The following is a 13,090-nucleotide window of genomic DNA, read 5'->3' on the forward strand; positions in this document are numbered from 1 at the left end:
CACATAACAGGAGTACCGACGTGTCCGATCTCTACATACCTCGCCTTGCCGCCCTCATCGAACAGGCCTCGAAAGCCAATGCCGAAGCCTTTGGCGAAGCGGCCAGCCGCTTTGCCGACACGCTCGAGAGCGGGGGGTTGGTTCATCTTTACGGCTCGGGCCACTCGGTGTTGCCGGTCCAGGAAGTGTTTCCGCGCTACGGCAGCTATGTCGGCTTCAATCCGCTGACCGACCCGCGTGTCATGTGGCATAACGTGCTCGGCGCCGGCGGCGTGCGCGAACTTCTGTGGCTGGAGCGGACCGAGAAATACGCCGAGAAATTCCTCGACCACCAGCCGCTGAACAAAGGCGATTCGATCATCATCTTTGGCCACAGCGGCCGCAATTCGTCCGGCATCGACACCGCGCTTTATGCGAAAGAACGCGGCATCTTCGTCGTTGCGATAACTAGCAAGAACAATCTCGACAAGCCGGCGACGCACTCTTCAGGCAAACGGCTTGCCGATGCCGCCGACCTTGTCATCGACACCTGCTCGCCGATCGAGGATGCCATCGTGCCGGTCGAGGGCTGGAGCCGTCCGGTCTCCGGTTCGTCGACCGTGCTTGCCATGATCCTGGCGCAGGAGCTGATCGCCCGCACCGCCGAGGCGCTTTCGAAACGCGGCATCGAACTGCCGGTTTTTGCTTCGCCGACAATTGCCGGCGTCACACTGCACGACACCGACGTCATCTATGGCGTCTATCGCGAGAAAATGCTCGAGGCACAGAAGAAGCACCTGCCGACCTTCCAGGCGACGATGCGCGGTGAATGACAACCGGGGAGGGCACGCAAAACGCTAGGACGTAGACTCATCACCGCGTAGCCAGATGCGAGTTGAGACGAGTTTCAGGGCAGCAAGGTAGTTTCTGCCAGCTTGTCATATCGAGTTGCGATGCGACGGAACTGCTTAGCCTTGTTGAAGAAGCGTTCGACGAAGTTGCGCGCCCTTGTAAGGGAAGCGACTGAAGCAGATCGGGTCCTTGCGGTTGGCTCTAGGCGGGATGTTGGCCCATGGCTTTCGCTCGGTGATGACATTGCGCAATGGGTTGGCATCATATCCTTGTTGGCGAGCAGCATGGCACCCTCGCGCCAATCCTTGATCATATCCACTGCGGAGGCGATGTCGCTCTTCCGGCCCGGCGTGAGCGTCAGCTTGATCGGCCTGCCTTCGGCGTCGACAAGAGCATGGATTTTGGTCGTCAGCACGCCTCGGGAACGAACGAGACAATGATCTCGATTCCCCTTTTTGCCATCGCACCCTGCTGATGGACGCGAACAATAGAGGTGTCGATCATCTGCACCGTGCCGTCATGGGCCTCGGTAATGGCGTCCATCAGCCGATCCCAGACACCTGCTTTCCGCCATCGAACGAAGCGGTTGTAGCCAGTGGTGCGAGGGCCGTATCGCCCCCTGGCAGATCGCGGCATGGCCCACCCGATCGCAGCACCCACAAGATGCCGTCTGCCCGCTGTGCCTGGACGGTGATCGTGCCGAAGAAAACCAGTGCTGCAGCGAACGTTCCTCGTAATATTGCGTTAACCATGAAAGACGACGATTCGCCCAAAGCATGCAAAAGGGCCCATCGGCTCTCGCGCCGCGATGCAAGGCCAGGAAAGCCTTACGCCAGATCAGTTTGTGAAAAGTCATTGCCCTTGTAAAGCAGGGCAAGCCGGTGAGCCTTCGCGCAAGCGTAGGCAAAACAATCGCCGAAATTGAGATCGGCTTTGTGCCCGACTGCTTTGCCGTATTTCATGCTGGCTTCGATCGCCCGGTCGCCGATATCGCCGGATATCATTATTTCCTTGCCGGCGATCTCGATCAAAAAGGCGTCGACGGTATCACGGGCTTGCGCCAGCATGTCGGCCGTGGGCTTGGCGTTTTTTTTGATGGCTTCGGCCGACGCTCGCGCGAGACCCTGGACTGCCTCGAACCGGACGAGCGGGGAGGTATACAGCGGCTTGGTCGCGGCCGCGAGCCGCTTTTCCAGTTCTTCCGCGCCAGGTTCCTCGTTCAGGATGGCAACGATCACCGAGGCATCGACGAACATCAGTCGTCGCTCCACATTTGGTCGGTGAATTTCTTCATATCGAAATCAGGGTTGGCCGGCCCGATCCGCCGCGCCATTTCCTTGACTTTGGCAAGTCTCTCGCGCAGCGGGACGCTGCCGCGGTTGCGCTCGATCTCATGGCGCAAGGCGGTTCTGACGGCCTCGGTCTTGCTGCGCGCCTTGGTAATCTGCTGCAGCTCGACGGCCATGGCATCGACGTCGGGATCGCGAATGAAGAGCGGCATTTGTATATCCTCTGAGTGATATATGTATATCATATCGGAGATATACTCGCCAGCGAATTCGCGAGCGGCGGTTTTGATAAGGAGGGAGGGAGGAATCCAGCTCGCGAAAATCCGTCGGGAGGGTCGGTTCTGGTGCTCAGTCCTTGGAATTGCTCGGCGTCTGAAACACGTCGCTCCGGCTATGTCACTGTCAACGCCCACATGCCCAAGGCGTATCGACGCTACGTGCGCCGACGCATGCGCATCCCAACATCCGCGGCGACCGATTGATGTCGATAGACCGCCCACGCGCCCGACGAGGCCAGCGCCAGCTGCATCAATTGCGTCAGGTTCATAACGGCCATAATCCCGGCCCAGCGAACTCTCTCGTTAGGGCAGCTCGGGGAGTGCTACGGCTGGATGCTCTTGGGAACATCCCGAGCGCATGATCCGGCGGCGAGGATAAACAATCTGAACCACGCGCTGCCTCCACATGATGGCGCGGCGAACTCAACGAAGCCGTGCTGCCATTCGTGGTGAACTGGATAACACCGCCTATCTTCTCGCTCGAAAATACGGCGGCCTCGACAATCATTGCCGGGGTTACCTCGACCGATCCCTTCGCCGTCTATCCGCGTCTCATCGGCTGTCGCGCCGATCCGGATTGACAGCCACCCGTAATTAAAGGGCCGTTTGATGACACCTAGGCCTCCCCAGCAGTATTAGTTCACAAAGCAGATCGGCACCCGCGATCCGCTGGATCCGGTCAGCGTGTGCTTCGGGTTCGGGGTGCAAGATCAGGCGGTGCCATTTGCACGGATGGCGGCGAACCAACCACCACGGCAGGGGCGCCAGATTGCTCACCACGTTGGCTCTCTACTTCGCGGCTCATACCTTGGTGAGCAGCTTGCATCTCCGGAACGGTGAAAACCGGCACCTCGCCCTTGAAACCCTGGAGTTCAAAGGCGCCCGCCTGGACGACTGGCATCGATGCTCCTGCCGCAAAGCCGGGACCAAGCACCAGGGGGATGCCCAGCTTCTTGGTCGTCGACTCGAGCCGAGCCGTGCGGTTCACCGGCGAACCGATCGCGGTGTAATCGAAGCGCCGTTCGGAGCCGAAATTGCCTACCGAGCAAATGCCCGTCTCAATGGCGACGCCGATTGCGATGGAGGGGTGGCCGTCCGCGCTGAAGGCGGCGTCTTCACGCTTCACCCGTTCGATCAGGGCACGGCCCGCGTCGAGCGCGCGTTCGCGATGGTCCGGCTGATCAAGCGGCGCGTTCCAGAAAGCGAGCACCGCGTCGCCCATGAACTTGTCGATGGTGCCGTCGCGCTTGAGGATCTCATCGGTCGCAATGCCGAGGAAGTGGTTGACCACCTTTGCGATTTCCTGGGTGTCGAGTTGTTCGCTCATAGTCGTGAAGCCGCGTATGTCGCTGAGCAGGATCGTGATCTCGCGCTTCTCGCCGGACAGGATCGCTTCGGTGTCTGAGCTTGCGAGGCGCTGCACCACGGAAGGCGACAGATACTGGGAGAACTGCCGTGCCAGGGTGGACCGGCGCTGCTCGCTGCGCCTGTAGAGAACATAGCCTTCGAAGCCGGCTACCAGGATCGTCGCAAGCGCCGGCTGCAGCGGGTCATAGAGTGCGCCCTGCAGGCTGTATTCGAGAGCGCCGAACACGAACGGCGTGACGGCCAGCAGCACGAGAGCCAGGGCACCAAGCACGACACGCCCGGCGAGCACTCCGGAAAGTCCGATGAAAATGACGGCACTGAGGACAAACCAGAGCCGCTCCACCGTACGCGCGTGCGTTGGCTCTGCCAGATAGCGCCCGGCAAGCAACTGGGCGATTGCATCGGCGTGGATGTCCGCGCCTGGTCGCGCTGGACGTGTCGGGGTGGGCAGGTACTGCGTCAGTCCCACGGCCGACAGATCGACAATGGCGATGGCGTCCCGCAGCCGCGGATCACTGCCGCCCGAAAGGATAGTGCTGGCAGATAGACGGGGCGTATCCGTGGCGGTTTCCCAGAGGCGGATGCTCCCCTCCGCCTCGAGCGGCACGATGGCGCCGGCCATCCTGAGTGCGTCGAACCCGGCGGCATTCATCCGGGCTATGTAGCCGTCCTGCCCGGCGTAAAGGCGCAGAAGCTCGAGCGCGAAGGACGGCCACAGCTGCACGCCTTGAGCGGTATTGCGAAGCCACAGCAGCGGCACATGGCGCAGTACGCCGTCGGGATCGGGCAAGGTGCGAATTACGCCGAGGCCCGCGGCGGCGTTCGAGAATTCGGCAAGCGAGCCGGTCAGGCCGGCGAAGCCGGGAAGTGTGTCGGGTACCTGTCCGACGATCGACCAGCCGGCTTTGGGCCCTGCTTCTGAAACCGTCGCCTCGTTGCCCAGGCTGACAGCAAGCGCCGTTCGATTTTTGGCCAGTGCCGCTGCCAGGCGCTTGTCTCCGGCGATGCCCTCAGGCGAGGTGTCGGCCTCGGGCAGCACCAGCGCAAGCCCGATGACCGCGGCACCGGATTTGGTGATGCCATCGACCAGATCGGCCAAGAGGCCTCGGTTCCAGGGCCATCGCCCATGTGCCTTGAGGCTGGCGTCGTCTATCGAGACGATCACGACAGGATTGCTCGTCGCCTCGCGTGGGGCGAGGAACTGGTAGAAGTCGTACGTGCGTTCGCGCAGGCGCGACAACGGCCCGTCAAAAGCCAAATGGCAAGCGAGCAGCAGGAGCACGACCACAAGGCCGGATACTTTGCGCCTGCCAGCTTGCCGCCAATCAGCCCAGCGCCAACCGACCAAGAGGCTCATGTCGTGCGGCCAGCCCTATTCGCAGTAGTTGCAGCAACCCTCACCCTCACACTCGCCCTTATTCACGCCGCCGCCCACGGGTGGCGTTGGGGTGTCGGGGAACTGCATGACCACTCCTGGCAATGCGCCGTCGGTGGAGTCGCAGACTTTGAGCGAGCCGCCGAGTGCCGACGCGCAAAGTGCGCTTACATCCAGTCCCGGACCCGGTTCGCCTGGCAGGCCGGTGCCGGCTATCCGGTCGATGCTGTCCAATATCGGGAAGGTGTCGATTCCGCCGTAGCCGGTCAGCAGCTTGCCATCTTCCGATGTGCAGGCGTAGCCCGGGTTTGTGATGACCAGCCGTTTGCCATTGATCGTGCAGGTCATGCGGCCGGCGCGCAGAATGCCCACGGTCTGGCCGGCTGCCACCAGCACTTCGATGATGCCGCCTCTCGCCCCAAGCACCATATGCGGCGTCGCAACCTGCATGACGCCGCCTTTCGAAACCTGGCCGCCATAGAACCGGGCCAGGCCGCTGTTCATCCCGATGTCGATCTTTCCCGATCCGGAGCCCGGATTGTAGACGAATTCATCGATCGTCAGGCTGGTGTTCGGACCAATCTTGGCGCTCGATTCGTCCCGGAACACCAGCATTCCAAGACCGGTGGGATTGCTGCGCAGCTGGTCGCCGAGTTCGACGCCGGCCCCAACGTTCATTGTCCCGCCGTTGTTGCGGACGATGTTGGTCTGGTAGGCCGTCATCGATCCGACCGTCTCAGCGGCGGAAGGTGCCGCAAAGGCAAGGCAGGCGACAAAAATGGCGATCTGACGGTACGGGGTCCTCATCGCGGCCTCTTTCAATTGAGCGTCAACGTGTAGCTCATGAGCATTTCGAACGATTTTCGGTCGCGGTTGGCGATGGCGAAGTTGGTTTGGCGATAGGCGAGATCGACGCTGATCTTCTGCGCCTCCGTCAGCTGAAAATCGCTTTCCGAGGCAATGCGCCAGAAGTCGCTTTTGATATTTGTGCCGATGCCGACGGACAGATCGGGAGTGTTGCTGTGGCCGGCCGAAAAGGCGATCTGGTGCGACCATGCGAAAAGATCCGGTACGTTCATCAACAGGCCGCCATAGCGGACCTCGCCCGTGTAGCTGTGGCCGATTTCGCCAGATCCGGAGGCGAAGTCATTCGAGCCGACAAAGCGCAGTCCGAGCGCCTGGCCATTGCGGAAGCGGTAGCTGCCGCCTGCCTCATAGAAAACCCTGCTATCGGCGAAAATGCCTTGCGAGGCGCTTAGATCGATGTAGCCGCCGCCTGCGAAAAGCGTCGTTTCGACCGTCGGGCGCACAAGAAAGCGCCCACTGACGCCGATTCCGGTCTCGTGGATATCGCTGTCGAAACGATCCGTAACTGTGAACGCCGAAAGCAGCAGGCGCAGCGAATCGATCCCACTGTTGGGTAGCCCCTTGTCCCAGGTGATCGCGGCGTTGCCGTGGATGAAAGTCTTCTCGCTGCCCGGAACCGACAGGTCTTCCGTGAAAAAGCGCTGTGTCGCCGTCAACGACCCTGAAAGGACGAGAGCGTCGGCGCTTGGCGTGCCGAGGTCCCACCGGACAAAGCCTTCCGCCCGGCCATAGGGCGAGACGAAGCTGTCGTCGTCCTGCGCCCCGCCGGGCTCAAAATCGGTAAATGCGCTGAACACGCCGCCGGTCAGGGCGAGTTCCCAGGTGACGCCACGCAACGCGCGCTCGATGCGGGCGAGCAGGCGAACGGCTTCCTGCTGCTCACTTGCGCTCAGGCCGCCGACTTCGATGCCGTACTGCACCTGCCGCCGGGCCAATTCATAGGAGCCGACATGATAGTACAATCGGCTGGCCGCCAGTCGGGCGCGCGCATCGCGGGGATATTTGATCAGATACTGCTCGATTGAAGAGATCGCCTGATCGTATTGTCCCGCGTTGACGGCAACCGTGACGAACTGGGCGAGCGTTCCGTTGTCGGCCGGACTGGCGATGCGGGCCGAAAACGCATCATCATAGGCCGTAAAAGGACCTTGTGCGCCGGCCGGCAATACGCCGGTACAAAGCAGCGCTGCGGCGAAGCCGAAGATCGTTCGAAACGAAGATTGCATGCCGAGAACCCACCCCAAACCCGACTAGTGCGAAGGATTTAGCACGACTCAAAGAAAAAGGCGACTGAACTGTCACCAGACCATGCGAGTCTCAGCAGCTGTTGCAGCGGCGCAACAAACTATCGGTTTATTCGTGTTTCGGCTGCGCTGGTTGTCAAAACATCTTCTCAGCGTTGCTGTACATAATTGAAGTATTCGGCACCAGTGGCAACTAACTCAAATCATCATCAGTGGCGGATCGCGCAGCCGACAAGATTAATATTGTTTGCGCGATTCTGCGCGTATCTGGTCACCGAATGAGGCTTCAAGGTCACCCACGGCTCATCCAAAGGTCTTCCGTCGCGTTGCGCAAGGGGGTCGGAGAGCTGCCGGAAGGTGCTTCTCACGACACGTGCGCGATGCGGCCTGGCTCTTGCTATTTTGTTGAACGCGACGAGGTCAGCTTATCGCCCCGACTCCCAGGGACGCGTCACCGGACGCGTCTTGCTACAGCACGAGCATGGTGGCCAGCCCCAGCATCAGGCCCATGCCTACAATATCGGTCACGGTGGTGAGGAAGATCGCCGAGGCGACCGCCGGATCGGCGCCGACCCGGCGCAGGCCCAGCGGGATCAGCACGCCGGAGATTCCGGACATGAGGCACGATCCGGACATGGCGAGCAGGATCACAAGTGCCAGCATTGGCGCCTGGGCCGCCGACTCCGGTTGCCGCGAGGCGTAGAACCACATCGCCGCAGCCGCCACAAGACCGACGAGCACGCCGTTGGCGATCCCGAGCGCGCCCTCCCGCATCACCAGGTGCAGCTTCGGTCGTTTGTCCACATCCCCCAGGGCAAGGCCACGCAGCGTCATAGCGAGTGCCTGGCAGCCGGTGTTTCCGCTCTGCCCGGCCAAGACCGGGAGGAACGCCGCCAGGGCGACGATCTTCTCGATCGTGCCTGTGAACGAACTGACCACGAAAGCGGCCATGAAGGCCGTCAGCAGGTTCAGCTGCAGCCACGGATGACGCTTCAAGAAGGCTGAAAACAGCGGCGTAAAAGAACGCTCCTCCTTCTGGACACCCACCATCTGGCCAGACTGGGCGGAAATCTCGATGATTTGCTGCTCGAACAAGCGCCAGCCGCGAACCTGCCCGAGCAGCCGGTTCTCCGCGTCCACCACCGGATAGACAGGGTACTGACGGCGTACTGCTGCCTTGCAGGCCTCGCTCAAAGACAGACCGACATTAAGGGCGAACGGCCTGGGCAGCATGATCTGATCCACCGTCGCGTCCGCTTCGCTCAGCATCAGATCGCGCAGGACCACCAGGCCAACCAGTTTATTGCCCTCGTCCGTGACGTAGAGATAAGTGAGCTCGGTCGGCACCTTGGCGCGTCTGACCGCCTCCACTGCGGCGGCAACCGTCGTCGCGACAGGAACGCTGGCGGGAATCGGGTCCATCAGCTCGACGAGCGAGTCGGGGACCGCGAAATCCTTGCCACTGCCATGAGACCTGATGGGCCGCATGTGCGGTGGCAAATGCTCGGCCACCTTACGGGCGTGCCCGTCCGGCAACAGCTTTAGTGTGTCGCGGATAAACTCGGGAGATTCTCGGGCCAGCAATTCAGCCGCGTCATCAGGTGCTCGAGCCCGCAGCGTGCGCACCAACTTCTGAACGTCGTTCTCTTCTTTCATTTGCTGCGGCCCCCAAATTGCTAGTGTCTTGCCTGACAGTATGACACGGATCGGATAGCTTTGTCTGGCGCGCAGTGGCTCGAGCGCCTCGATCCCGAAATCTTCGCCTCTCGGGCGCCGAGTGGACCGAACCCAGACAGATCTGAGCCGTTGCGGCGTACATAAAGGCGAGCTGTAACCTCTGCGTGTCGCCGAGAATTCAACGTGTTGCGAACTTCACCGGTCTTTTCCTGGGATCTGCGAGCACGCCGCAGCAATGAAACGCAAACCCGGAAACTCTGCAGCGGCAGGGCCTCCGGCGGTCGAATTGATTTGCCTCATGCCGCGCATCTTGCCGGTTCCTCCAGCTCTGGAGGCTGATGAATTCGCCACGATGACAAGGTGATTTGCGTGAACCTGTAATAGTTTAGCTTGAGAAAGGGGGCTCTCAGTATCAAGTCTGTCTGAACGAGAGGTGCTCTTGAGAGCTTCCAGGTTCGGGGCAGGCAGTCTGCTTCGTGAGACTCGAGGTCGTCGCGGTCTGATCCGAGTTAATGTAAGCCCACTGGCAATAGCGTAGACCGCTCGATCGCACCTAGGGTGAACGAAGCTCGTTTCGAGAATGGCATCGGTTCTGTAATTGCCATCTCATCTGACAACGATCCGGACCGGCCTGGCATTCCTGGCCGCCCGTCATTGGGAATGCTTATGAGCAAGATTATCGCCGCAGGTTTTAACTCAGTCTCTTTCAATGGCAGATGGAGAGCCTTAAAGCGGACTTTCGCAGCTTTGCCGATATGGGCGTCGAAGCCGTCGGACTGGAACTGACGACCCTCGACCTCATGGTCGGTGGTCGCGTCGTCCGCGAGAGAGCCGAGAGGCTTATCGCGCTGACGAGGGAGTTCGATTTCCGCTATACGGCTCACCGCGTCGTCTCATCGAACCTCACGGACCCGGCGGTCTACCGTTACCAGATTGATGCTGCCAAGGCCCTGAGGTTGCGCAGACGGCAAAGGCGGTTAGCCATCTGAACCTGGTGGCGCTCGTCGATTTAAGTCACGCTTTTAGTGAATCGAACCATCGCGGCCTGAACTTCCGCGAGCAGCTGCGGGCCATGGCGCCGGTTGCGGGGCACCTGCATGTCCATGATTCCTTCGGGCGCCCGAAGGGCTTCCACGGAACCTACCTTCCGCAGGAGGATGCAACGCCGGGTATAGGTGACCCGCACATGCCGCTCGGCTGGGCGATATCGACTGGGATGACATCTTCAGCGCGTTGGCCTTCTTGCCGGGGACCATCCTCATCATGGAAATCGGACACCGCTATCGGAATGAGCAGCCGGATTGCCTGTTCCGGGCAAAAAACCTCATTGCCCTAAACAGTCGCGCTGAGCGCGGAGCGGCGGAGTAAAGGTCGAGAATCCGCGGCAGTGGCCGTGACGCGACTTGCCCATCCTGTTTTCGATGAGATTGTGACAGGATGCAATCAGGCCTGCCTGTCTGCCATACGCTGACGAGCATGTGGCATGCCGGCCCTTGGTGGCCGAGGGCGGGCAGGGCCGGAAACGTGCCAAACCCTGCCCGTTGGCCAGCCGGCCTTTGGGTATCCTGCATGGTGCAGCCGCATGCCTGCCCACCAACTCGGCTTTCAGGTTCGCATGGGATGCGTCCGCATTTCACTGGAGCTGACAGCGAGGTATTTCTGTCGCAAAATGTTCGGGAAAATCGGGTCCTACGCGGCACTCGGTCGCAAGAGATTCGCCGCAGTTTGATTCCAATGGGACGTTTGGCCGTAATGGTTCATCGGTTGTTAGATCGGCGTGCCAGCCTAATGCCAGGACCTCCACCGTTCTCCGGAATGAACTCAATGCCGGCCGATTTGAGCGCGTGACAAATACGATCGACAGTTGCTTGCTTAAGCGCCTCGCCGCGTTCGAGGCGGACTATCGTTTGGGTGGAGACTCCCGCTTCCCGAGCTAGATCCAATACTCCCCAGTCCAGCGCCGCCCGAGCCATTCGACACTGTATCGGCGTCATGCAATCACTATATTATGATGATTTCTGTTGCGCATTTGCTGCTCAAGCTGTACCTTAATCTGCATTTAAGCGGCTAGGCGCGGTGTTGACGCACCGTGCCCAGCCTGACCACAACCCAAGCTGCTTGGAGCTCGGATCATGGCTGATTCCGACAATACCACGACTTTATCTTTCGTCACCCGCAGGCGAGTGCTTGCGGCTGGGATGATCACGTCCACGGCGTTGGTGGTTGAGAAAAATGTATTTGCCGGAAGTCCAGCTGCACCGAGTATGCCGGCAGACCCAGCGCTGGCACTTTGGCGGGAATGGGAGACAGCCCATAAGAGGACCGAACGGCTCTGCCGTAGGCAGCAGCGTCTGGAGACGAGGCTCCTAGAGAGCGTCGGCCTTCCTTGTGTGATCGTCCGCCTGCCCAAGGGGCGGGAAGTGACGGTCCACTCCATCGAGGCGCTCAACGAAGTGCTCGGCAAAGAGCCGGAGATGGCGCTTCGTGAAAAGGCCGAAGCTTATTTCGCGATGTATCAGGCACGCTGGAATGCGGCTGCCAAGGAGACCGGTTACACTGCTGCGCTCAGAGCCGAGCGCGAGGCTGGCGAACGCGCGGCGGATCTGCTGGAAGCGTTCTCGACGACGCCGGCCACCACTCTTGCGGGTGTGGCAGGCAAGCTGGATGCCGTATTGCGCGAGGGCGAGACATGGGAGGAATGCTCCGAATTTCCTTGGCCACAAATCCGTTCAGCGCTTAGCGATCTGGTGCGCATTGCCGAAGTTTCGGGTTGACCGAGTACGGCCCGCCATGCTCTCCGCCATGACCGGCCGGTCAAGATGACGATCGAACTGCCCGCCGCCGTTCATCGCGATCTCGTCGCCTATGCTGAATTGCTCGGCCGCGAGACCGGACAGATAGTCGCCGATCCGGCAAAGCTGATAGCGCCGATGCTGACCCGGTCATGACGTCGGACTGAGCCTTTGCCAAAGCCCGAGGAAGCCTGAAGCCGGGACGAGTGTTCCGGGCGTATGCCGGTCGGACAGCCGTCAGGACGAATACCGATCACGCAGGAACGCAATGAAGATCGGCAGGGCAGGATTGGCATTGTCCGGTCGCCAACGTGCAAAATTGCAGATCTGGATTGGCTTGCCCCCGATCCGCAGCTTGTGGCAGACGACACCTTCAGGAATATTGTTGGCATCTCCGTCGTGGACCAAAGCAACTCCAAGCCCGCTTCCGACAAGGCGCAAAAGAATGCCGGCACTGACGTGATGTTCGACGATTGGAGGAAGCTGCACGCCGCGCCCAACAGCGTCGGCGATCTGAAATGCTTCGCCCCTGCGCACCAGCAACGTTTCCTGGTGCAACTCGTGCCACTCGATCACCGAACGGCTTGCGAGAGAATGATTTGAGGCAAGGACGACAGCCAGAGTGTCTTTCCACAGCGTCAATTCGAATGCGCCGCCGGTAAATCGGGAGGAGGAGGTCACGACCACGTCAACCTGAGTGGCACCCAGAGCAGCCTCAGGCGAAGGGTAAGGACTCTCTGTCAAGCTGACGGTCACATTGGGATGAGATTGCCCGAACTCGATGATTGCATCCAAGGCCCGCCCGGCGAGAATGATCCCGTTGGAGCCGATGGAAAGCTTTTGTTGGTCATCTCTGGTGCCGGACCTGGCCAGTGTGAGCGTGTTGTCGAGCTCGAGCAGCACGGAGCGCAGACGCTCCAGGAAGCGCTCGCCGGCCGGGGTTGGGCCGACGCCGCGGGCATGGCGATGAAATATCCTCGTACCCACCGCGTATTCCAGATCGCGGATGCGCCTGCTGAGCGCGGTGTGATCGATCCCGGCGCGTCGCGAGGCACGCAGAAAGCTGCCCTCCTCTGCGACCACAAGCGCATAATTGAGTGTCGTGAGTTGAATCGAGCTCCGCATCTCTGCTCAAGGTCAAGGCAGCGACAAATTGCAGACATTCGAGCGCTTTTGACGCCGGCGGGCTATCCCCATATCTCAGTATTGACATTGAATCAGACAATGAGACCATCCCGGCTTCTTCTAGACTAGAGGCAGGATCACGAAGACAAGGACGATACCACTCCATTTTGGAGTGAGCCTTTATGGAGGGGACGTTGCACTCCAGGAGGAGAGCACAACTCAGACCGGTCACTTTGCTTGGAAA

General features: G+C 60.5%; 14 protein-coding genes and 1 pseudogene. 5 read left to right on the forward strand and 10 right to left on the reverse strand.

The genetic code is table 11. The features are described from left to right. Window positions 1-20 precede the first annotated feature (20 nt). On the forward strand, window positions 21-812 hold the full coding sequence (locus tag NKH59_RS24405) for a sugar isomerase domain-containing protein (RefSeq protein ID WP_353023337.1): 792 nt from the start codon (window positions 21-23) through the stop codon (window positions 810-812). A gap of 74 nt (window positions 813-886) precedes the next feature. On the opposite strand, the gene NKH59_RS24410 is transcribed toward NKH59_RS24405, so the two are convergent. The 4 genes from NKH59_RS24410 to NKH59_RS24425 all read right to left on the reverse strand — a co-directional run bounded on the left by NKH59_RS24410 (window position 887) and on the right by NKH59_RS24425 (window position 2,332). After that, window positions 887-1,246, reverse strand: a complete 360-nt coding sequence (locus NKH59_RS24410; RefSeq protein ID WP_353023339.1) for a transposase — start codon at window positions 1,244-1,246, stop codon at window positions 887-889. Beyond that, entirely contained in the window at window positions 1,240-1,374 is a 135-nt protein-coding gene (locus NKH59_RS24415) for a hypothetical protein (protein WP_352542708.1), read from the reverse strand. The genes NKH59_RS24410 and NKH59_RS24415 overlap by 7 nt, the downstream gene beginning before the upstream one ends. A gap of 284 nt (window positions 1,375-1,658) precedes the next feature. Beyond that, window positions 1,659-2,087, reverse strand: coding sequence for a type II toxin-antitoxin system VapC family toxin (locus NKH59_RS24420; RefSeq protein ID WP_352475136.1), 429 nt, complete (start codon window positions 2,085-2,087; stop codon window positions 1,659-1,661). Further along, window positions 2,087-2,332 carry a type II toxin-antitoxin system VapB family antitoxin gene (locus NKH59_RS24425; protein ID WP_353023341.1) on the reverse strand — a complete coding sequence of 82 codons (246 nt, stop codon included), beginning with the start codon at window positions 2,330-2,332 and terminating at the stop codon, window positions 2,087-2,089. Before NKH59_RS24425 ends, NKH59_RS24420 begins: the two co-directional genes overlap by 1 nt. Window positions 2,333-2,832: 500 nt before the next feature. Here NKH59_RS24425 and NKH59_RS24430 point away from each other — a divergent pair, with 500 nt between their 5' ends. After that, a complete protein-coding gene (locus NKH59_RS24430) occupies window positions 2,833-2,979 on the forward strand; it encodes a hypothetical protein (RefSeq protein ID WP_353023342.1) in 147 nt (48 codons plus the stop codon). 98 nt (window positions 2,980-3,077) lie between these two features. Here the strand turns inward: NKH59_RS24430 and NKH59_RS24435 are convergent, their stop codons facing one another. The 4 genes from NKH59_RS24435 to NKH59_RS24450 form a co-directional block, all read right to left on the reverse strand. Then, window positions 3,078-5,048, reverse strand: coding sequence for a CHASE2 domain-containing protein (locus NKH59_RS24435; protein ID WP_353023344.1), 1,971 nt, complete (start codon window positions 5,046-5,048; stop codon window positions 3,078-3,080). A 90-nt stretch (window positions 5,049-5,138) separates the two neighbouring features. After that, window positions 5,139-5,948 (reverse strand): FecR family protein, encoded by an 810-nt coding sequence (locus NKH59_RS24440; RefSeq protein ID WP_353023345.1) that lies wholly within the window; start codon window positions 5,946-5,948, stop codon window positions 5,139-5,141. Window positions 5,949-5,959: 11 nt separating this feature from the next. After that, a complete protein-coding gene (locus tag NKH59_RS24445) occupies window positions 5,960-7,234 on the reverse strand; it encodes a tetratricopeptide repeat protein (protein ID WP_353023347.1) in 1,275 nt (424 codons plus the stop codon). A 486-nt stretch (window positions 7,235-7,720) separates the two neighbouring features. Continuing rightward, the gene (locus NKH59_RS24450) at window positions 7,721-8,908 is read right to left on the reverse strand and encodes a magnesium transporter (protein ID WP_353023349.1); all 1,188 of its coding nucleotides are present in this window, start codon (window positions 8,906-8,908) and stop codon (window positions 7,721-7,723) included. A gap of 687 nt (window positions 8,909-9,595) precedes the next feature. On the opposite strand from NKH59_RS24450, the pseudogene NKH59_RS24455 reads away from it, so the two are divergent. Further along, a pseudogene (locus NKH59_RS24455) lies at window positions 9,596-10,297 on the forward strand (TIM barrel protein). 389 nt (window positions 10,298-10,686) lie between these two features. Here the strand turns inward: NKH59_RS24455 and NKH59_RS24460 are convergent. After that, complete coding sequence (locus tag NKH59_RS24460) at window positions 10,687-10,923, reverse strand: helix-turn-helix transcriptional regulator (protein WP_352979990.1); 237 nt, start codon at window positions 10,921-10,923, stop codon at window positions 10,687-10,689. A 138-nt stretch (window positions 10,924-11,061) separates the two neighbouring features. On the opposite strand from NKH59_RS24460, the gene NKH59_RS24465 reads away from it, so the two are divergent. Together NKH59_RS24465 and NKH59_RS24470 are read left to right on the forward strand one after the other, a co-directional pair. Then, window positions 11,062-11,703 carry a hypothetical protein gene (locus NKH59_RS24465; RefSeq protein WP_352979988.1) on the forward strand — a complete coding sequence of 214 codons (642 nt, stop codon included), beginning with the start codon at window positions 11,062-11,064 and terminating at the stop codon, window positions 11,701-11,703. 45 nt (window positions 11,704-11,748) lie between these two features. Further along, on the forward strand, window positions 11,749-11,877 hold the full coding sequence (locus NKH59_RS24470; protein WP_502906636.1) for a DUF2274 domain-containing protein: 129 nt from the start codon (window positions 11,749-11,751) through the stop codon (window positions 11,875-11,877). Between the two features lie 81 nt (window positions 11,878-11,958). Here the strand turns inward: NKH59_RS24470 and NKH59_RS24475 are convergent, their stop codons facing one another. Continuing rightward, on the reverse strand, window positions 11,959-12,846 hold the full coding sequence (locus tag NKH59_RS24475) for a LysR family transcriptional regulator (protein ID WP_352979986.1): 888 nt from the start codon (window positions 12,844-12,846) through the stop codon (window positions 11,959-11,961). Window positions 12,847-13,090: the final 244 nt, after the last annotated feature.

It is taken from the genome of Mesorhizobium sp. M0998, assembly GCF_040318885.1.
Lineage (GTDB): Bacteria > Pseudomonadota > Alphaproteobacteria > Rhizobiales > Rhizobiaceae > Mesorhizobium.

Excerpts from the sequence above, each read along its gene's own strand:
- NKH59_RS24415 (WP_352542708.1), bottom strand. The coding sequence starts at position 1,374 with ATGGACGCCATTACCGAGGCCCATGACGGCACGGTGCAGATGATCGAC.
- NKH59_RS24420 (WP_352475136.1), bottom strand. The coding sequence starts at position 2,087 with ATGTTCGTCGATGCCTCGGTGATCGTTGCCATCCTGAACGAGGAACCT.
- NKH59_RS24425 (WP_353023341.1), bottom strand. The coding sequence starts at position 2,332 with ATGCCGCTCTTCATTCGCGATCCCGACGTCGATGCCATGGCCGTCGAG.
- NKH59_RS24440 (WP_353023345.1), bottom strand. The coding sequence starts at position 5,948 with ATGAGGACCCCGTACCGTCAGATCGCCATTTTTGTCGCCTGCCTTGCC.
- NKH59_RS24445 (WP_353023347.1), bottom strand. The coding sequence starts at position 7,234 with ATGCAATCTTCGTTTCGAACGATCTTCGGCTTCGCCGCAGCGCTGCTT.
- NKH59_RS24450 (WP_353023349.1), bottom strand. The coding sequence starts at position 8,908 with ATGAAAGAAGAGAACGACGTTCAGAAGTTGGTGCGCACGCTGCGGGCT.
- NKH59_RS24460 (WP_352979990.1), bottom strand. The coding sequence starts at position 10,923 with ATGACGCCGATACAGTGTCGAATGGCTCGGGCGGCGCTGGACTGGGGA.
- NKH59_RS24465 (WP_352979988.1), top strand. The coding sequence starts at position 11,062 with ATGGCTGATTCCGACAATACCACGACTTTATCTTTCGTCACCCGCAGG.
- NKH59_RS24470 (WP_502906636.1), top strand. The coding sequence starts at position 11,749 with ATGACGATCGAACTGCCCGCCGCCGTTCATCGCGATCTCGTCGCCTAT.
- NKH59_RS24475 (WP_352979986.1), bottom strand. The coding sequence starts at position 12,846 with ATGCGGAGCTCGATTCAACTCACGACACTCAATTATGCGCTTGTGGTC.